Source organism: Pseudomonas sp. CFII68 (assembly GCF_000416195.1).
In the GTDB taxonomy this organism is placed as follows: Bacteria; Pseudomonadota; Gammaproteobacteria; order Pseudomonadales; family Pseudomonadaceae; genus Aquipseudomonas; species Aquipseudomonas kilonensis.
In genome coordinates, this window is the sequence record NZ_ATLN01000112.1 from 36,185 (window position 1) to 54,060 (window position 17,876).

The window sequence follows — 17,876 nt, forward strand, 5'->3', positions numbered from 1 at the left end:
ACACCGCAGCAAAAGCAGAAGTTGCCGACGCCTTCTTGTCATTTTTGTGGTTGCAGCATGTTCGTTCACGACACCAACGGACGGGGGATCAGGCAAACCCCATTCACGCATTTGCAGCGGCGTCGAGACAGCGCTACCTTAGTACCTTGATTTTTGTTTGGCAAGCCGCCCTGATGACCGTCCCTAAAAACGATAAGAATACTCGCACCACTGGTCGCCCCACGCTCAATGAAGTCGCACGCCTGGCCGGTGTCAGCCCCATCACCGCCTCCCGTGCCCTGCGCGGCGTCAGCACCGTTGCCTCGGAACTGGTGGAAAAAGTCCGCCAGGCCGCCGTGGAACTCAACTACGTCGTCAACCCCGCCGCCCGCGCCCTGGCTTCGGCCCAGAGCCATTCGGTGGTGGTGCTGGTGCCGTCGTTGTCCAACCTGTTGTTCATCGACACCCTGGAAGCCATTCATCGGGTGCTGCGACCCAAGGGCTTCGAAGTGGTGATCGGCAACTACCACTACTCCCGGGACGAAGAAGAAGACCTGCTGCGCAACTACATGGCCTATCAGCCGCGCGGTTTGCTGCTGACCGGTTTCGACCGCACCGAAAGCGCCCGGCGCATGATCGAGGCCAGCAACATTCCCTGCGTGTACATGATGGAGCTGGACCCCGGCGCCGGGCTCAACTGCGTCGGCTTTTCCCAGCTCAAGGCCGGCGAAACGGCGGCTGAGCACTTGATTTCCAAGGGCCGCAAGCGCCTAGCCTACATCGGCGCGCAACTGGACCAACGCACCCTGCTGCGTGGCGAAGGTTTTCGCCGCGCCCTGCAGAAAGCCGGCCTGTATGACCCGGACCTGGAACTGCTGACCCCACGCCCATCATCGGTAGGCCTGGGCGGCGAATTGTTCCTGCAGTTGCTGGACAGCCACCCGGACGTCGATGCGATCTTCTTCGGCAACGACGACCTGGCCCACGGTGCCTTGTTCGAGGCCCTTCGCTGCGGCATCAAGATTCCCGAGCGGGTTTCGGTGCTGGGCTTCAACGACCTGCCCGCCTCGGCCCACATGGTGCCGCGCCTGAGCAGCATCAGCACGCCAAGGGAAGCCATCGGCCGTCGCGCCGCCGAGCAAATGCTGACCTTGATGGCCGGCAACCGCATCGCGCAGCCGGTGGTGGACATGGGCTTTGAGCTCAAGGTCCGCGAAAGCACCTGAGTCGGCCCGCCACACACCAGTGCGGTCGATCCATGCCGTCCGCCGGCAAGGGTTGGCCGCCCCGCTCGCCGCGTTCCTGCCCACAAGCCTTGGAATAGAGGCCTTGCGGCGACGGCATGGGAATTGCTCCTGCCCATCGCTCAGCCATTACCCACAGGTGTTCATCATGTTGGTCAGTGCAAAACAGCAAGCGATGGTCTTGCCGCTCAAACGCCCGGGCGAGGATCCCACCGCCGAAGCCGCCAGCGGCCTGCAAAGCGCCGCGTTGCAGGCCCTGCGCGATAACGTCCAGGCCCAGGCCAGCCAGGGCAGTACCCAGGTCCAGGATTCCTTCACCCAACAAGCCACGCAACAGGTCAACGCCGCCACCGCCATCAGCGACAAGGTGGACGAGGCGTTCGCCAAGACCCGTGTGTACTTGCAGGCCGTGGCTTCACCAGCGTCCGAAGAAACCACGACACTGGGTGGTTCTGCGACGGCAGAATTCAAGGACTACATGAGCAAGACGCCCGAAGAGCGCCTGCGCGACAGCATTCTCGAAGAGATGGGCATTACTGAGGAAGAGTTCGAAGCGATGCCGCCCGAGAAGCAGATGGCGGTCAGCCAGGAGATTGCCCAGCGCATGCAGGACAAGTCGGCGATCGCCCAAGTGGAAAAGGCCCAGCAGAGCCGCACCGACGACAAAGCCTCGGCCACGGACATGTTTCTCGCCTCGCTTTAAGCCTCGGCACATCGCGCAACGTTTGAGCTGGGGTTAGCGCCCCAGCTCAAACCTGAGGCCAACCGAGGCAGTATCGGCTCAATGACCGAACAGGTTCACCTTCTTGGTTTTTTTGTCGGCGCGCTTTTCATCGGCAGTCTTCGCCGGTTTTTTCTTTGCCGCTTTTTTTGAATCCATGCCTTTGGCCATGATACGTACTCCACTCATACGGGATGTGAAGTCAGGTATACACCTATCGCCGCACCTGCGTTCTTTTATAATCGCCCTCCCCTTATCGCCCACGACCCTGCCATGTCCGAAATCCATTACGCAGCGCTCGAAGAATCGCTTTGGCCGCTGATGAACAAGTTTTATCGCGCCCACCAATCCTCGATGAAAGCCGTGCGTGACGCGCAGCTTTGGGTGGCGCGGCGCGATGAGATCGTCGCCGCCCTGTGCCTGCGGCCGGTGTCGGGCGGGCATTGGTTGACAGGGGTGTTCGTCGACCCGGCGTACCGCGTACAAGGCATCGCCGCACGGTTGATCGCCGAAGCGGTGAACGGCGTGAATGAGCCGGTGTGGCTGTTCTGCCACCCGGACTTGCGTGGTTTTTATGAGCGGCGTGGTTTCAGCTTCGACCCCGAACTGCCCTATGCGATGGCCGAACGCCTGAGCCGGTATGCGCGTAGCAAGCCGATGATTGCGATGGGGTTTGAGCCAAAAATACGCTTCTGAAACTCAAGACAATCCATTGTGGGAGCGGGCTTGCTCGCGAAAGCGGTGGGTCAGCCTGCATTGATGTTGGATGTGCCGCCGTCTTCGCGAGCAAGCCCGCTCCCACAGGGTTTGAGAGTCGAATATCAATCGTCGGCCGTCGGGTCCAAATCGGGGAACATCACTTCGGTAAACCCGAACTTGCTGAAGTCACTGATGCGCGACGGGTACAAGCGCCCGATCAAGTGATCGCATTCATGCTGCACCACCCGCGCATGAAAGCCCGACGCGTAACGCACGATCGGCTCGCCCTTGGGATCGAAGCCTTCGTAGCGGATGTCCTGGTAGCGATCCACCGCCCCGCGCAGGCCCGGCACTGACAGGCAACCTTCGAAGCCCTCTTCCATCTGCGGGCCCAGCGGGGTGATCAGCGGGTTGATCAGGATGGTCTGGGGCACCGCCTCGGCGTCGGGGTAACGCTCGCTGTGCTCGAATCCGAAGATCACCAGTTGCAGGTCCACGCCGATCTGTGGCGCCGCCAGGCCGACGCCGCCGACACTTTCCATGGTCTGGAACATGTCGTCGATCAATTGCCACAATTCCGGGCTGTCGAACATGTCGGCAGGCACCGGCGGGGCGATGCGCAGCAGGCGTTCGTCGCCCATTTTCAGGATTTCACGGATCATGGTCGGGCTTCGTCAGGGTGGGGATGAGGGATGGAATGGTCGCGGCCCAGGCCCGACACATGCTGCTTTTCGTGCTCGCCCGCGCTCTTTTCGCCCGGGTTCTTGCCTTCAGTGGACATGTGCTCGATGACCGCATTCATCTCTGCACCGAGCAACAGCACCGCCGCAGAGATATAGAAATACAGCAACAACACGATGATCGCACCGATGCTGCCATACATGGCGTTGTAGTTGGCAAAGGTCTTGACGTAAAACGCGAAGCCCAGGGAGGCGATGATCCACACCACCACCGCCAGCACCGACCCCGGGGTGATGAAGCGAAACTCTTGTTTGACGTCGGGCATCACGTAATAGATCAAGGCCACGGCGACCATCAGCAAGATCACGATCACTGGCCAGCGCACGATCGTCCAGAGCGTGACAATGAACTCCTCCAAGCCGACCTGGGCCGCGATCCAGCCCATCACCTGTGGCCCGAGCACCATCAGCGCCGCAGCGGCCAGCAGCATGCCGGCGATGCCGACCGTGTAGAAGATCGACAGCGGAAAACGCTTCCAGGCCGGGCGGCCTTCCACCACATCATAGGCGGCGTTCATCGCGCTCATCATCAACCGCACGCCCGCCGAGGCGGTCCACAAGGCAATGACGATACCCACCGACAACAACCCGCCCTTGGATTGCTGGAGCTGGTCGATCACCGGGTTGACCTGCTCCAGGGCCTGGGGCGGCAGCACCAGTTCCGATTGCAGGCGCAGCCAGGAGAAGAAGTCCGGCAGGTGCAGGAAGCCGATCAAGGCGATCAAAAAGAGGATGAAAGGAAACAGCGAAAACAGCATTTGGTACGCCAATGCCGAGGCGTAGGTCGACATCTCGTCGTCGAGAAACTCGGTCACGGTGCGCATCATCACACGATGCAAGGGTAAGCCTTTCAAGGCCGGGAACATCATGTGCGTCTCCTTTCGCCGCAAAAAAGGGGGTCGCTTGGCGACTCAAGGGCCGTTATCACAACAAAGTAGCCTGTTTGGCGACTTCGGATCAATTTCGTCTTTCATGCCCGACGCTGAATTGACCGGCGATTGCCGAGCCAAGTTTCATTGTTCCTACAAGCGGGGCTTTATGTTTGCCCGGCAACCACCGAGAATGCCCCACGTATTCAGGCTGCGGCCTGAAGCTCCAACCCCGTAGGAACGTTATGAAACTCGATAAAAAGCAGGCCATCGCCCGCAGAAACCAGGATCTGGGCGGCGCCGTACTGGGCGTCAACAACTGCCACTTCAGCGAATTGAACCGTAACCGCAACATCTTCTGGTTCGATATCCCGGTGGGGCGCCTGGCCATCGGTCAATACGAATGGATTCACCTGCTGCTGCACACGCCGGCCACCGATGAGCTGCTGCACCTGAAAGTGCCGACCGTGTTCCTGCGCGAAAAGATGGAAGGCCTGGAAGTGCGCAACCAGGGGAAACGCAAGGCAGCCTTGAGTCTGGAACTGAGTGCTGACAAGGACTCCTATCTTCAGGACATGCGGCCCGGTGGCACCAATCTGGATTTTGCGCAGTTCAGGTTGTAATGCGATTTCCTAGCTTTGGTGTGTATATCCGTTTTTTGCGTAACGGCGGCTTATGGTTCCGCCCTTACGGCGGGTCACTTTTGGAAGAGCGCCAAAAGTAACCAAAAGCGCTTTGCCCCACCACTCGGTGCCTCGCCTAGGCTCGGCATGCCCTCACTCCGGCATTGCTCCGTGGGCCCGCCGCGAAGGGCCATCCATGGCCCAGCGCGGCTATCCCGGCATCCATGCCGGGATGCCCACTCCACAATGCCTGCGTTCGGCCAGCGTGGTTTAACGGGGCGTCCAGATCAAGATCCAAAGCAAGGCAAGGCAAGAGCAAGAGCAAGAGCAAGAGCAAGAGCAAGAGCAAGAGCGGGGCTTATGCCGGCATCTATGTGGCTGAGCCACCGCTATCGCGAGCAAGCTCGCTCCCACATAGGATCTTCAGCAGACAGAAAACCCATACACACCGCAAAACCTGTGGGAGCGAGCTTGCTCGCGATGACGTCGGCACATCCAACATCACCGCAAACTGACACACCGCCTTCGCGAGCAAGCCCGCTCCCACAGGAGAAACGCGGTCCCACCAAGAACCAGGTCGGCTATAAGGCCGCCTCGCGGTGGACGTTGATCTCGGGCGCCCCGTTAACCACGATGGCTGAACGAAGGTGTTGCGCAGTGGGCACCTCGGCATGGATGCCGAGGTAGCCGCGCTGGGCCATGGATGGCCCTTCGCGGCGGGCCCACGGAGCAATGCCTTCGTTCAGGCATGCCGAGCCTAGGCGAGGCACCGAGTGGTGGGGCAAAAGCGTTTTGCTTACTTTTGCGCTTCTCAAAAGTGAGCCGCCGTAAGGGCGGAACCATAAGTCGACGTTACCGAAGAAACGGATATACACCCCGTCACCCGAAACGAAGCCAAAAAAAACGGCGCTTCCCATTTCTGAAAGAAGCGCCGTTTCTTTAAGTGAACAGCATCACCGCATCAGCGGGGCTCTTCATTGGCAACGGTCTTACTTCTTCAAACCCAGCTTCCTGAGCTCTTCATCCCGCAACTCGCGCCGCAGGATCTTGCCCACGTTGGTCGTCGGCAAGGCATCACGGAACTCCACGGCCCTGGGCACTTTGTAGCCGGTGACGTTGGCACGCATGTGTTCCATCACCTGTTCCTTGGTCAACGTGACACCCGGCCGTGCAACGATGAAGATCTTGATCGCCTCGCCAGACTTCTCGTCCGGAATGCCAATGGCCGCGCATTGCAGCACGCCCGGCAGGGTTGCCAGCACGTCTTCCAGTTCGTTGGGGTACACGTTGAAACCGGAAATCAGGATCATGTCTTTCTTGCGATCGACGATGCGCATGTAGCCGTCCGGCTGGATCAGTGCAATGTCACCGGTCTTGAGCCAGCCTTCGCTGTCGAGGATCTCGTCGGTGGCGTCCTGGCGCTGCCAGTAGCCCTTCATGACCTGCGGACCTTTCACACACAATTCGCCGATTTCGCCCAATGGCTGCTCGACGCCCGCGTCATTGATCACCTTGCACAGCGTCGACGGCACCGGAATGCCGATGGTACCGACCTGGATCTTCTGGATCGGGTTGACGGTCGCCACCGGGCTGGTCTCGGTCATGCCGTAGCCTTCGCAGATCGGGCAACCGGTCACCGCCTTCCAACGCTCAGCCGCTGCCAGTTGCAGGGCCATGCCGCCAGACAGGGTGACTTTCAGGGCTGAGAAATCCAGCTTGCGGAAGGCTTCGTTGTTGCACAGGGCCACGAACAGGGTATTGAGGCCGACGAAACCGCTGAACTTCCACTTCGACAGCTCCTTGACCATCGCCGGCAGGTCGCGCGGGTTGCTGATCAGGATGTTGTGGTTGCCGATCAGCATCATCGCCATGCAATGAAAGGTGAAGGCATAGATGTGGTACAGCGGCAGCGGCGTGATCAGAATCTCGCAACCTTCATTGAGGTTGGAGCCCATCAGCGCCTTGCACTGCAACATGTTCGCCACCAGGTTGCGGTGGGTGAGCATCGCGCCCTTGGCCACGCCGGTGGTGCCGCCGGTGTATTGCAGCACGGCGACATCGTCGCTGGTGGGGTTGGCTTCGCTCACGGGCTGGCCGTGGCCTTTGCTCAGCACGTCGTTGAACTTGACGGCCTTGGGCAAGTGATAGGCCGGGACCATCTTCTTGACGTACTTGATCACGCTGTTGATCAACAGGCGCTTGAGCGGCGGCAGCAGGTCGGCAACTTCGGTGACGATGACGTGCTTGACGCCCGTCTTGGGTACCACGGTCTCGGCCAGGTGCGCCATGTTCGCCAGGCACACCAGCGCCTTGGCCCCGGAGTCGTTGAACTGGTGTTCCATTTCCCGCGCGGTGTACAGCGGGTTGGTGTTGACCACGATCAGCCCTGCGCGGATCGCACCGAACACGGCCACCGGGTACTGGAGAACGTTGGGCAGTTGCACGGCGATTCGATCGCCCGGCTGTAAATCGGTATGCTGTTGCAGGTACGCGGCAAACGCCCCGGACAACTCGTAAAGCTCACCGTAGGTGATCGTCTTGCCGAGGTTGCTGAATGCCGGCTTGTTGGCAAAGCGTTGGCAGGACTGCTTCAACACCGCCTGAATATTCGGATACTCGTCTGGATTGATGTCGGCAGCAATCCCAGCTGGGTACTTATCCTTCCAAAAGTCTTCAATCATGGAAGCCCACTCCTCAGCAACGCGAATTCTCACCGCATTTGATGCGATTATTATTGGTGTGTGTTTATTGGTGAATCTGGCTTGAATCAAGGCCGAGAAGTCACAAAAGCGCGCCGAGAGTAGCAGCTTTGCCGAGGGCCGCCTAGAGCCAAAAGCAGCCACCACAGTCACAAACATGACTCACGAATACTTTATGGTCACTTTTAGAGTAAAAAACCTACGCCCTATTAAATCTCTCTGAATCAAACAACTGTGGGAGCACAGCTTGCTCGCGATGGAGGTATGTCAGCCAATACAAATGAGGCTGTTCCACCGCTATCGCGAGCAAGCTGTGCTCCCACAGGTTTTCGTCAGGACAGATACCCCGGCGGGCCTCAGGCGATATCCCGCAACTCCCGCCGCAGAATCTTGCCCACCGGGGTCATGGGCAACGACTCCCGCAGCACGATGTGCTTGGGAATCTTGTAGCCGGTGAAGTTCTCCTTGCAATAGGCCTTGAGTTCTTCAAGGCTGACGCCGGTTTCCCGCGCCACCACGAACAGCTTCACCGCCTCCCCCGAACGTTCGTCCGGCACGCCGATCACTGCGCAGTTGGCCACCTTGGGATGGGCCATCACCACGTCTTCGATCTCGTTGGGGTACACATTGAAACCCGAGACGATGATCATGTCTTTCTTGCGGTCGACGATCCGCACGAAACCGTCCGGGTCGATCACCGCGATATCGCCGGATTTGAACCAGCCCTCGTGGTCCAGCACTTCGGCGGTAGCCTCAGGCTTGTTCCAGTAGCCTTTCATGATCTGCGGGCCCTTGATGCACAGCTCGCCGCGCTCGCCCAGGGGCTGCTCGACGCCATCGTCGTTGATCACTTTCATCAGCGTGCCCGGCACCGGCATCCCCACCGTGCCCAACCGGGACTTGCCACCATAAGGATTGGCACTGGCCACTGGCGAGGTTTCGGTCAGGCCATAACCTTCGGTGATGCCGCAACCGGTGATCTGCTCCCAACGCTCGGCGGTGGCCTTGATCAGCGCCGTGCCACCTGAGTTGGTGACCTTGAGGTTGGAAAAATCCAGGGTCTTGAAATCCGGATGGTCCATCAGTGCCACGAACAACGTGTTGAGCCCCAGCAGCAGCGAGAAACGCCAGTTCTTCAGTTCCTTGATGAAACCACCGATGTCCCGCGGATTGGTGATCAGCACGTTGTGGTTGCCGGTCACCATCATGCACATGCAGTTCGCCGTGAATGCATAGATATGGTACAGCGGCAGCGGTGCGATCATGACCTCCTGGCCTTCGCGCAACAGTGGATGGCCGTCATCGCCGAGCTGCCCCAGGCAGGCCCGGGCCTGTTGCATGTTGGCCACCAGGTTGCCGTGGGTCAGCATTGCGCCCTTCGCCAACCCGGTGGTGCCGCCGGTGTACTGCAACACCGCAATGTCATCGAGGCTGACGTTCAGCGGCTTGATGCCCTGGCCGCGTCCCAGGCGCAAGGCGCTCTTGAAGGAAATGGCCTGGGGCAGCGAATAGGCCGGGACCATTTTCTTGACCTTGCTCACCATCGTGTTGACCAGCCAGCCCTTGGCAGTGGGCATCAGGTCGCCCATCTTCGCTTCGATCAGGTACTGCAGGTCCGTATCGGGCAACACCTCCTGGACTTTCTGCCCGAACATATTCAGGTACACCAGCGCCCGTGCACCGGAGTCCTTGAACTGATGACGCATTTCCCGCGCGGTGTACAACGGGTTGGTGTTGACCACGACCAGCCCGGCGCGCAAGGCACCGAACACGGCGATCGGGTATTGCAGGATGTTGGGCATCTGCACTGCGATTCGATCACCTGGCGCCAGGTCGGTATGGGCTTGCAGGTAGCCGGCAAAAGCCGCGCTGTAGCGCTCGAGCTCGGCATAGGTGAGCGTCACCCCCATGTTGCTGAACGCCGGACGGTCGGCAAATTTCTTACAGGAACGTTCGAACACCTCGATCACCGACTTGTAGGCCCCAAGGTCAACATCCAGGGGCACGCCGGCCGGGCGCTTGTCATTCCAGAAATCAGGCTGCATTGTTTTTGTCCTCTTTACCTGAGCATGTCCGGGCCGCCTCTGTATCGCTTGCAGAGGTGGAACTCCTGGGACACTAGCAGCTATGGCCAATCAGGCAAATATGGCAACCTGCGTCATAGATTGTGTGAATCTTCTTGCCTAGGTGTGGCCTGATCAGGCGAGACGCAAAGGATGCGCTATACAATGCAGCGACGCTGCACAAAAGGAATCGCCATGATCCACCAAACGTTCTGGCTGACCGCGACCGACCATAGCCGCCTGTTCGTCAACCAGTGGCTGCCTGAAACCGCCCCGTTGGCGGTGATCATGCTGGCCCATGGCATGGCCGAACACAGCGGCCGCTACGCCCGCCTGGCCCAGGCACTGTGCGACGAGGGCTACGGTGTCTGCGCTGTGGACCTGCGCGGCCATGGCAAGACGGGCGAGGAAGCGATTCTCGGTCACTTTGCCGATGAGGACGGTTGGCTCAAGGTCGTGGGCGACCTGGCCAGCCTCAACCACCACATCGTCCAGCAATATCCCGATACCCCCATCCTGCTGCTGGGCCACAGCATGGGCAGCTACATCGCCCAGGGTTATTTGTTGCATCACAGCGCCAGCCTGCACGGGGCGATTCTCAGCGGCTCGAACTTTCAGCCGGTGACGCTCTACCGCAGCGCTCGCCTGATCGCCCGCTTCGAACGCTGGCGCCAGGGTGCCACGGGGCGCAGCGCGTTGATCGAGTGGCTGTCGTTCGGCAGTTTCAACAAGAAATTCAAACCCACGCGTACCCCCTTCGACTGGCTCAGCCGCGACCCGGCCGAAGTCGACAAGTACGTCCACGACCCGCTGTGCGGCTTTCGCTGCACCAATCAACTGTGGGTCGATCTGCTCGGTGGCTTGCAGCAAATCAGCAAAGCGTCCAATCTCGCCCAGATCGATCCGGGCCTGCCCCTGCTGGTGATCGGCGGCGAATGTGATCCGGTGAGCGAAGGCAAGCGTCTGAAGGATCTGGCCGACGCCCTGCGCGACGCCGGCAGCCAGCACCTGCAATTGACGATTTACCCACAGGCCCGGCACGAATTGTTCAATGAAACCAACCGCGATGAAGTGACCGCCGACGTGCTGGCCTGGATTGCCCAGGCCCTGAGCCACAAGCGGCCGCCACGTAGCGAGTAGGCTTGCCGCGTTTTTCCTTTACCCCGTCACAGGATTTGAAACAGATGACCCAGGTTACCAACACCCCTTACGAAGCCCTCGAAATTGGCCAGACCGCCAGCTACAGCAAGACCGTCGAAGAGCGTGACATCCAGCTGTTCGCGGCGATGTCGGGCGATCACAACCCGGTGCACCTGGACGCCGAGTTCGCCGCAGCGAGCATGTTCAAGGAGCGCATCGCCCATGGCATGTTCAGCGGTGCGCTGATCAGCGCGGCGGTGGCCTGCGAGCTGCCTGGGCCGGGCACCATCTACATCGGCCAGCAGATGAGCTTCCAGAAACCGGTGAAAATCGGCGACACCCTGACCGTGCGCCTGGAAATCCTGGAAAAACTGCCGAAGTTTCGTGTACGCATCGCCACCCGCGTGTTCAACCAGCGCGATGAGCTGGTGGTGGACGGCGAAGCCGAAATCCTCGCACCGCGCAAGCAGCAGACCGTGACTTTGCCGACGTTGCCGGCGATTACTGTGGGTTGATTACCGCGATCTAAAGTGAATGACTTGTGGCGAGCCATAAATGTGGGAGCAAAGCTTGCTCGCGATGCAGGCGCCTCGGTTCCCTGAGAGACTGAGTTATCTTCATCGCGGGCAAGCCTTGCTCCCACATTTAAGGCGAGTCTTCGCGCACCTGCACGCTCGCCGTCATCCCCGCGCTCAGGTTCACCCCCTCCGGCACCTTGTCCAACTTGATCCGCACCGGTATCCGCTGGGCCAGGCGCACCCAGTTGAAGGTCGGCTCGACCTCCGCCAGCAACTGTGCATCGGGGTTGGTGTTGCGGTCGGTAATGCCACGGCTGATGCTTTCGACATGCCCCTCCAGTGCATGACCGGCGCTCATCAGCCAGATCTTGACCGGATCGCCTACGCGAATCCTCGGCAACTTGGTTTCTTCGAAATAGGCCTGCACATAGAACGTCGAGTCGTCGATCAGCGCCATCACCGGCTGCCCGGCATTCACGTAGTTGCCTTCGGCCAGGCGCAGGTTGGTGATGTGGCCATTGCGTGGGGCCAGGACCTGGCTGCGCGCCAGGTTCAGTTCGGCGACCTTGGCCTCGGCCTGGGCTTCGCGCAGTTCGCCTCGGGCGATGCCGGCGTTGATCTGGGCGTTTTCCCGCAGTTCGGCGCTGATGGCCTGGGGCCCAAGGGCGGCGCGGCGGCTGGCTTCGTGTTCGCGCAGGCTCAGTTGCTGCTGGCGCGTCTGCACAACGGCCCGTGCCTTCTCCAGCGCTGCCTCGAAACGCTCACGGTCGATACTCAGCAACACATCGCCGGCCTTGACCTGTTGGTTATCCACCGCCTTGAGCTCACGCACCCAACCCGACACGTCGGGGGCAATCACCACCACGTCGGCGCGGATCCGCGCATCGCGGGTCCAGGGTGTGAGCATGTAGTACTGCCACAAGTGAAACCCGGCGAAGATCGCCACGGCCACCATGCACAGCGTGACGGCGACACGTACGGATGTACGCATGTTCAACTCCTATAGCGGCCCGAGGACCACGGTAATAACGGTCAGGACACAGACATACAGGGCGCAGTCGAACAAGGCTTCATGCCAGATCCAGCGCCCGGCCGGCACCAGGCTGAGCAGCAGGCGCAACGCACCGGTCACCAGCAACGCCAGCACCACATAAATCAGGAACGGGCTGAGCAACACCCCGCCAATCGACCACTCACGCAAGCCCATGGCTGTGCTCCCGTCGTTCAGGTTCGTGCTGGCGGCACCAGGCGCGCCAGCTATTTTGCAATTGCACCACCGCGCCCTGGGCCAGCTTCAGTGCGTCACCGGGCGGCTGGGACGACAACACCTTCAGGAACTCGGCGCTTGCCGGGGCCAGCGCATCGGCCTGGTCACCGGTCGGGCCGTGTTCAAGCACCTGCTCCAGCGCTTCGAAATAAAGGCGCTGCGCCCGGGTATCAGGCACCTGGGCGACGGCCAGGCTCAGGCGCAAATGCAACAATTCATCGCCAATATCCAGGCCAAGCAAACCATCATCCCAACGGCTGCGCGCCTGCACCGGCAATTCAGGGTAATGCCGCGCCAACTGCAACAGCCGGTCGGCCATGCGCCCGCCGAACCAGCTCTCGGCGCCACGCAAGCTGCGATGGGTCAAACGCACCAGATCGTGGAGGGTCGCGGCCAGCAGGCGGCGGCTGTGCCAGGCCGGGTTGCGCAAAATCAGCAGATTGAAGGCCAGCACCGCCGCGCCCACGCCGATCATCATGGCCTGGGCGTTGTTGAAGAACGCCGCGACGTCGTACTTCATGGCATTGAGCGGTGAAATCAACACCACGAAATGCAGGCAGAACGACGTCGCCGTGGCGAAGATCTGCGGCTTGGCCATACCCAGCGCACCGAAAAACAACGGCACGCCCATGGCCATGCACAGCATCGCAAAGCTGCTCCATTGCGGTAGCAAAAGCTCGCCAATCACGAACGCCGTCGGCACGGCCAACAGAATGCCGCGCAGAAAACTCATGCCGATCTGCGCGCCGTTTTCACGACTGGCAAACAGGCTGCACACCACGCACGTCAACAGCATCGCGCCCGATGCGGCGGGCCAGGCGGTCGCCAACCAGAAACCGGCAACGACCAAGAACGCCAGGGCGCTGCGCGCGCCGAAGACCATGGCCAGGGACAGATCACGATGAGACGCCAGGGTCCGCGGTGGATCCGCCGCCGCCCTGCCCTCCTGCACCGCCGTCAAGGCCGCGCAGGCGGCCAGGGCGGTATCGAGCAACAAAGCGAACCGCGCCAGGCAGTAACTTTGCGCCGAGCTGATCTGCGGGTCGTGAGACGCATCCCATACCCGGGGGCGCAAGGCTTGCAGGGTTGCACTGTCGGCGTCGAGGGCTTGCTGCACCTCGTTCATCCACGGCTGGACTGCCTCTGCCTCCTCGGGGTCGAGCTGTTTCCACTGCCTACGCACCGAGCGCGAAAGGCGCAGCAGCATCAGCAATTTCTGGCTCAAGCCGCTGATAGCACGGGCGCGCTGTCGGCCACGGCTGCCTTCGAACCAGGCATGTTCGCGCTGGGCATCCACCGCGACGATCCTGCCCAGGATTTCCAGCAACCCTTTACGGGCCTGGGCATCGCCAGCCAGGGTGGCACGGGCTGCCTGCATACCGCTCTGCCAGGCAGCAAACGCCTGACCGGCCAATTGCCGCTCGACCCGCAACGGCCAGAGCAAGGCACTGGCCGCCGTGGCGCAGACGATGCCCAGGCTGATCTCGGTGCAGCGCGCCACCGCCTGGTCGAATATACCCAACGGGTGGGAAATGGCCGGCAAGGCAATGATCGCCACTGTGTAGCCGGCCAACACGAATGAATACGACCAGGCACTGCGCAGCAGCGTCGAACAGGCTGTGCACAACCCCAGCCAGAGCGCCAAGGCCAGCAGGAACAACCAGGGCGCCTGGGCAAACAGGCCCATGAACACCACCGACATGACGGTGCCCACCAACGTACCGAGCAATCGCGCCAAGCCCTTTTGCACCACCATCCCGGACAGTGGCTGGGCGACGATGATCGCGGTCATCAGCGCCCATGACGGCTGCTCCAACCCCCAGCGCAACGCCAGCCACAACGCCAGCCCAGCGCCAAGCACGGTCTTGATGGCGAACTGCAAAGCGAGACGGTCAGGGGCAAACAAGGCCTGGAAGGTTATGGGCACGCGAAAAACTCTTTGGGGGACGCCAGTAACAATAGATGCAATGCAAGGGATCGGCGGTGCAATTATTAGCTAGCTATCTATTCGAGTCCAGAGCTGATTATTGATGGATTTAACAACACACTTTTTCTGTTTGATGCTGAGTGAGTTGAAATGCCATCTCCCTCACTCGCCCTGACCTTGTGGCGAGGGGATTTATCCCCGCTGGGTTGCGAAGCAGCCCCCGTGTTCAGGCTGACACGGCGCAGTGATACTAGGGGTTGGGGCTGCTATGCAGCCCAGCGGGGATAAATCCCCTCGCCACAACAGTGTTCACCTTAAATCTGAGTCGTCGCCACAAAAAAACGCCAGGCATGCTGGCGTTTTTTCGATCGGGACGCGGTGTTTAGCTGGCGCGCGCCTGGTTACGCAGGGCCTTGACCTGGTCATGGTTGCGTTGCACACCGTGGTACTGACGCTCAACCAAATCACGGATACCCACCAGGTTGTGCTTGCTGATTTTCTCCAGCGCTTCCTTGTAGGCCTTGAGCGCATGGTCTTCGCCACGCTCGGCTTCGTTGAGCACCGCTTCTTCATCCTTGCCGGTGAACATGGATTTCACGTCCACCCAACGACGGTGCAGGTCACCAGCGACGCTGGTGGAGGTTTCCGGATCGCCGCCCAGGGAACGAACCGCCGCTTGCAGCTCGGCCGCAGCGGTCGCGCAATCCGCAGCACGTTGAACGAACAGCGCCTTGAGTTGTGGGTGCTTGATGTCTTGAGCGCAGGTCTTGAAGCCTTCCTGGCCATCTTTGCTGGTCTCGATCAGGTCGTTCAAGACGGAGATGGATTCTTTGTTGATGTCAGTCATTTTTCAGTTCCTTTGCTGGGTGAATAGAAAACCTGCAAGGGATATTGCATCGGCCATGCCAGCCCAATAACCTGATAAATTTAATTAAAAATCAATTAGTTATCAAAAAATCAGAAAACTGTATCCGCGTTATTTGCATGATCTGTCATTTGGCCTGCATGCAGAATGCCTGTATTTTCGAAGCAGATTTGAATCAAGACGATTGCCATGAACCCGGAAAAGCTCGAATTGCTCATCACGCGTCAAATGCCATTCGGCAAATACAAGGGTCGAATCCTGGCTGACCTGCCCGGTCAATACCTGAACTGGTTCGCCCGCGAGGGTTTTCCTCACGGAGAACTGGGTGGTTTGCTGGCACTGATGCAGGAAATCGATCACAACGGGCTGTCGGACCTGCTCGATCCATTGCGTGCCAAACACGGCAAACCCAAGCCTCGCCCCTGACCAGTTGAGCCCCGTCATGCCCGAAAACACGCTACGCGCCCATGATGAAGCTTTCTGGCAGACGTTTGTCGGCCGCTACGACGTCGATCCCGCCGGGCCACTCAATCTGGAAAATGGCTACTTCGGGCGCATGTCCCGCACCGTGGTGGAGGAGTACCAGCGCAACATCGAATTCATCAACCGGGGCAACTCGGTGTACGTGCGCCAGCATTTCGACCGTGAACACGGCGAAGCCATTCGTCGACAGGTAGCCCGGCTGATCCACGCATCCCCCCAGAGCGTGGCATTGGCCGGTAGCGCGGTGGACGCCTTGCAGACGCTGATTCGCAACTACAACGGCCTCAAGCCGGGCGATCAAGTGCTGATCTGTGATCTGGAATATGCCTCGGTCAAAAGCGCCATGCGCTGGCTGGCCCGCCAGCGTGGCGTGGAGGTGATCGAAATCGTCCACCAGCACCCTGCCAGTTTCGAAAGCCTGGTGGGCACCTATCGCGAAGCGTTCATTCGCTACCCGCGCCTCAAGCTGATGGCGCTGACCTACGTCAACCACCTCACCGGGCTGGTGATGCCGGTCCAGGCCATTGCCGAGAATGCCCGCGAGTTTGCCGTCGACATCATCCTCGACGGGGCCCACGCCCTGGGCCAGATCGATTTCGACCTGAAGAAGCTCGGGATCGAATTCGCCGGGTTCAACCTGCAGAAGTGGATCGGCGGGCCCCTCTCCCAGGGCTTCCTGTACATCGCCCCGCAGCGCTTGGCCGACATTGACCCGGACATGGACGAAGACAGCTACCCCGCCACCGACGTCCGCTCACGTACGCCCCACAGCACGCCCAACATCCCTGCCCTGCTCACCCTGCCGCTGGTCTTCGAAGAACACCAGGCCCTGGGTGGCGCCTCGGCCAAAGGCGCACGCCTCTGTTATCTGCGCGACCTATGGGTGAGCGCCGTGCGCGATGTGCCGGGCATCGAAGTCATGACCCCGGATGACCGGCGTCTCTATTGCGGGATCACCGCGATGCGCTTCACCGCCCAGGCCGATCAACAGGCGATGGCCGATCGATTGCTCCACGAGCATGGGATCTTCACGGTGGTACGCCACACCAGCGTCGGGCCGTGCATTCGCATTACCCCGGGGCTGATAACCTTGGCGAGTGATATCGAGCGGTTGACTGCAGCACTGATTGACCTGAGCCGAACATAGTTCATGGCGAGGGGATTTGGCGAAACGGCGCGCCGCCCCGCTGTGTGGGAGCAAAGCTTGCTCGCGAAACAGGCACCTCGATTCCTCAAAGACCGCATCGCCTCCATCGCGAGCAAGCTTTGCTCCCACAAACAAAAACCCAGGCAAAAAAAACGGCGCGCCGACCAAGCGCACCGTAAAACCGTAGAACACCCAACGAGGTTCGGTAAAACAATCAGTCCAGCAGCGCCAAGGCCTCGGCGGTGCATTCCTGAATGCGGGCCCAGTCGCCGTTCTTGATCCACTCAGGATCAAGCATCCAGCTTCCGCCCACGCACATCACGTTTTTCAACGCCATGTAGCTCTTGATGTTGGCCGGGCTCACGCCGCCGGTCGGGCAGAATTTCACTTCGCCGAACGGACCACCCAAGGCCTTGATGGCCGCGACGCCGCCGCTGACTTCGGCCGGGAACAGTTTGAAGCGGCGATAGCCCAGGCTGTAGCCTTCCATGATGCCCGAGGCGTTGCTGATGCCAGGCAGTAACGGGATAGAGCTGTAGACGCTGGCCTCGAGCAGATCACGGGTGATGCCCGGAGTGACGATGAACTGCGAACCGGCCGCCTCGGCGGCGTCCAGCATGTGGCGGTCGAGCACCGTGCCGGCACCGGTCACCAGTTCCGGACGCTGCTCGCGCAGCACCTGGATAGCCTTGAGGCCGTATTGGGAACGCAGCGTCACTTCCAGCGCCGTCAGGCCACCGGCAGCCAGGGCATCGGCCAGCGGCAGGATGTCCTGTTCACGGGCGATGGTGATCACCGGCAGGATCCGCGCCTTGGCGCAGAGGCTGTCGATCAGGGCAACTTTGTCCGCCATGGAAACGGTCGGGGATGGGTTTGTCATAGCGGCTGATCC

General features: G+C 60.5%; 17 protein-coding genes. 8 read left to right on the forward strand and 9 right to left on the reverse strand.

Annotation, left to right across the window (positions count from 1 at the left end):
* Positions 1 to 173: 173 nt before the first annotated feature.
* The 3 genes from CFII68_RS07285 (at position 174) to CFII68_RS07275 (ending at position 2,640) form a co-directional block, all read left to right on the forward strand.
* Positions 174 to 1,205 carry a LacI family DNA-binding transcriptional regulator gene (locus tag CFII68_RS07285; RefSeq protein ID WP_018610981.1) on the forward strand — a complete coding sequence of 344 codons (1,032 nt, stop codon included), beginning with the start codon at positions 174 to 176 and terminating at the stop codon, positions 1,203 to 1,205.
* 166 nt (positions 1,206 to 1,371) lie between these two features.
* On the forward strand, positions 1,372 to 1,926 hold the full coding sequence (locus CFII68_RS07280) for a hypothetical protein (RefSeq protein ID WP_018610983.1): 555 nt from the start codon (positions 1,372 to 1,374) through the stop codon (positions 1,924 to 1,926).
* Between the two features lie 291 nt (positions 1,927 to 2,217).
* Entirely contained in the window at positions 2,218 to 2,640 is a 423-nt protein-coding gene (locus CFII68_RS07275) for a GNAT family N-acetyltransferase (RefSeq protein WP_018610989.1), read from the forward strand.
* A 125-nt stretch (positions 2,641 to 2,765) separates the two neighbouring features.
* Here the strand turns inward: CFII68_RS07275 and def are convergent, their stop codons facing one another.
* Together def and CFII68_RS07265 are read right to left on the reverse strand one after the other, a co-directional pair.
* Positions 2,766 to 3,305 carry a peptide deformylase gene (def, locus tag CFII68_RS07270; protein WP_018610991.1) on the reverse strand — a complete coding sequence of 180 codons (540 nt, stop codon included), beginning with the start codon at positions 3,303 to 3,305 and terminating at the stop codon, positions 2,766 to 2,768.
* A complete protein-coding gene (locus tag CFII68_RS07265; protein WP_018610993.1) occupies positions 3,302 to 4,252 on the reverse strand; it encodes a YihY/virulence factor BrkB family protein in 951 nt (316 codons plus the stop codon). The genes def and CFII68_RS07265 overlap by 4 nt, the downstream gene beginning before the upstream one ends.
* A gap of 245 nt (positions 4,253 to 4,497) precedes the next feature.
* Here CFII68_RS07265 and CFII68_RS07260 point away from each other — a divergent pair, with 245 nt between their 5' ends.
* Positions 4,498 to 4,875 (forward strand): hypothetical protein, encoded by a 378-nt coding sequence (locus tag CFII68_RS07260; RefSeq protein ID WP_018610995.1) that lies wholly within the window; start codon positions 4,498 to 4,500, stop codon positions 4,873 to 4,875.
* Positions 4,876 to 5,864: 989 nt separating this feature from the next.
* Here the strand turns inward: CFII68_RS07260 and fadD1 are convergent.
* Together fadD1 and fadD2 are read right to left on the reverse strand one after the other, a co-directional pair.
* On the reverse strand, positions 5,865 to 7,556 hold the full coding sequence (fadD1, locus tag CFII68_RS07255) for a long-chain-fatty-acid--CoA ligase FadD1 (RefSeq protein ID WP_018610999.1): 1,692 nt from the start codon (positions 7,554 to 7,556) through the stop codon (positions 5,865 to 5,867).
* Positions 7,557 to 7,930: 374 nt separating this feature from the next.
* A complete protein-coding gene (fadD2, locus tag CFII68_RS07250) occupies positions 7,931 to 9,619 on the reverse strand; it encodes a long-chain-fatty-acid--CoA ligase FadD2 (RefSeq protein ID WP_018611000.1) in 1,689 nt (562 codons plus the stop codon).
* A gap of 213 nt (positions 9,620 to 9,832) precedes the next feature.
* Here fadD2 and CFII68_RS07245 point away from each other — a divergent pair, with 213 nt between their 5' ends.
* Entirely contained in the window at positions 9,833 to 10,777 is a 945-nt protein-coding gene (locus CFII68_RS07245) for an alpha/beta hydrolase (RefSeq protein ID WP_018611002.1), read from the forward strand.
* Between the two features lie 44 nt (positions 10,778 to 10,821).
* Positions 10,822 to 11,292 (forward strand): MaoC family dehydratase, encoded by a 471-nt coding sequence (locus tag CFII68_RS07240; protein WP_014336929.1) that lies wholly within the window; start codon positions 10,822 to 10,824, stop codon positions 11,290 to 11,292.
* Between the two features lie 130 nt (positions 11,293 to 11,422).
* Here CFII68_RS07240 and CFII68_RS07235 read toward each other — a convergent pair whose 3' ends face one another.
* The 4 genes from CFII68_RS07235 to CFII68_RS07220 all read right to left on the reverse strand — a co-directional run bounded on the left by CFII68_RS07235 (position 11,423) and on the right by CFII68_RS07220 (position 15,336).
* Complete coding sequence (locus CFII68_RS07235) at positions 11,423 to 12,286, reverse strand: HlyD family secretion protein (RefSeq protein ID WP_018611004.1); 864 nt, start codon at positions 12,284 to 12,286, stop codon at positions 11,423 to 11,425.
* A gap of 9 nt (positions 12,287 to 12,295) precedes the next feature.
* Positions 12,296 to 12,502 carry a DUF1656 domain-containing protein gene (locus CFII68_RS07230; protein WP_003198565.1) on the reverse strand — a complete coding sequence of 69 codons (207 nt, stop codon included), beginning with the start codon at positions 12,500 to 12,502 and terminating at the stop codon, positions 12,296 to 12,298.
* A complete protein-coding gene (locus CFII68_RS07225; RefSeq protein ID WP_018611006.1) occupies positions 12,489 to 14,489 on the reverse strand; it encodes an FUSC family protein in 2,001 nt (666 codons plus the stop codon). The genes CFII68_RS07230 and CFII68_RS07225 overlap by 14 nt, the downstream gene beginning before the upstream one ends.
* A 382-nt stretch (positions 14,490 to 14,871) precedes the next feature.
* Complete coding sequence (locus CFII68_RS07220; protein ID WP_014336925.1) at positions 14,872 to 15,336, reverse strand: PA2169 family four-helix-bundle protein; 465 nt, start codon at positions 15,334 to 15,336, stop codon at positions 14,872 to 14,874.
* 207 nt (positions 15,337 to 15,543) lie between these two features.
* Between CFII68_RS07220 and CFII68_RS07215 the strand changes: the two genes are divergently transcribed.
* Together CFII68_RS07215 and CFII68_RS07210 are read left to right on the forward strand one after the other, a co-directional pair.
* Positions 15,544 to 15,780 carry a DUF3820 family protein gene (locus CFII68_RS07215; RefSeq protein ID WP_014336924.1) on the forward strand — a complete coding sequence of 79 codons (237 nt, stop codon included), beginning with the start codon at positions 15,544 to 15,546 and terminating at the stop codon, positions 15,778 to 15,780.
* Between the two features lie 16 nt (positions 15,781 to 15,796).
* Entirely contained in the window at positions 15,797 to 16,984 is a 1,188-nt protein-coding gene (locus tag CFII68_RS07210; protein ID WP_018611009.1) for an aminotransferase class V-fold PLP-dependent enzyme, read from the forward strand.
* Between the two features lie 214 nt (positions 16,985 to 17,198).
* Here CFII68_RS07210 and CFII68_RS07205 read toward each other — a convergent pair whose 3' ends face one another.
* The gene (locus tag CFII68_RS07205) at positions 17,199 to 17,864 is read right to left on the reverse strand and encodes a bifunctional 4-hydroxy-2-oxoglutarate aldolase/2-dehydro-3-deoxy-phosphogluconate aldolase (protein WP_018611012.1); all 666 of its coding nucleotides are present in this window, start codon (positions 17,862 to 17,864) and stop codon (positions 17,199 to 17,201) included.
* Positions 17,865 to 17,876 lie beyond the last annotated feature (12 nt).

Excerpts from the sequence above, each read along its gene's own strand:
- CFII68_RS07215 (WP_014336924.1), top strand. The coding sequence starts at position 15,544 with ATGAACCCGGAAAAGCTCGAATTGCTCATCACGCGTCAAATGCCATTC.
- CFII68_RS07275 (WP_018610989.1), top strand. The coding sequence starts at position 2,218 with ATGTCCGAAATCCATTACGCAGCGCTCGAAGAATCGCTTTGGCCGCTG.
- CFII68_RS07235 (WP_018611004.1), bottom strand. The coding sequence starts at position 12,286 with ATGCGTACATCCGTACGTGTCGCCGTCACGCTGTGCATGGTGGCCGTG.
- CFII68_RS07230 (WP_003198565.1), bottom strand. The coding sequence starts at position 12,502 with ATGGGCTTGCGTGAGTGGTCGATTGGCGGGGTGTTGCTCAGCCCGTTC.
- CFII68_RS07245 (WP_018611002.1), top strand. The coding sequence starts at position 9,833 with ATGATCCACCAAACGTTCTGGCTGACCGCGACCGACCATAGCCGCCTG.
- CFII68_RS07210 (WP_018611009.1), top strand. The coding sequence starts at position 15,797 with ATGCCCGAAAACACGCTACGCGCCCATGATGAAGCTTTCTGGCAGACG.
- CFII68_RS07260 (WP_018610995.1), top strand. The coding sequence starts at position 4,498 with ATGAAACTCGATAAAAAGCAGGCCATCGCCCGCAGAAACCAGGATCTG.
- CFII68_RS07265 (WP_018610993.1), bottom strand. The coding sequence starts at position 4,252 with ATGATGTTCCCGGCCTTGAAAGGCTTACCCTTGCATCGTGTGATGATG.
- CFII68_RS07285 (WP_018610981.1), top strand. The coding sequence starts at position 174 with ATGACCGTCCCTAAAAACGATAAGAATACTCGCACCACTGGTCGCCCC.
- CFII68_RS07240 (WP_014336929.1), top strand. The coding sequence starts at position 10,822 with ATGACCCAGGTTACCAACACCCCTTACGAAGCCCTCGAAATTGGCCAG.
- CFII68_RS07280 (WP_018610983.1), top strand. The coding sequence starts at position 1,372 with ATGTTGGTCAGTGCAAAACAGCAAGCGATGGTCTTGCCGCTCAAACGC.
- CFII68_RS07205 (WP_018611012.1), bottom strand. The coding sequence starts at position 17,864 with ATGACAAACCCATCCCCGACCGTTTCCATGGCGGACAAAGTTGCCCTG.
- fadD1 (WP_018610999.1), bottom strand. The coding sequence starts at position 7,556 with ATGATTGAAGACTTTTGGAAGGATAAGTACCCAGCTGGGATTGCTGCC.
- fadD2 (WP_018611000.1), bottom strand. The coding sequence starts at position 9,619 with ATGCAGCCTGATTTCTGGAATGACAAGCGCCCGGCCGGCGTGCCCCTG.
- CFII68_RS07220 (WP_014336925.1), bottom strand. The coding sequence starts at position 15,336 with ATGACTGACATCAACAAAGAATCCATCTCCGTCTTGAACGACCTGATC.
- def (WP_018610991.1), bottom strand. The coding sequence starts at position 3,305 with ATGATCCGTGAAATCCTGAAAATGGGCGACGAACGCCTGCTGCGCATC.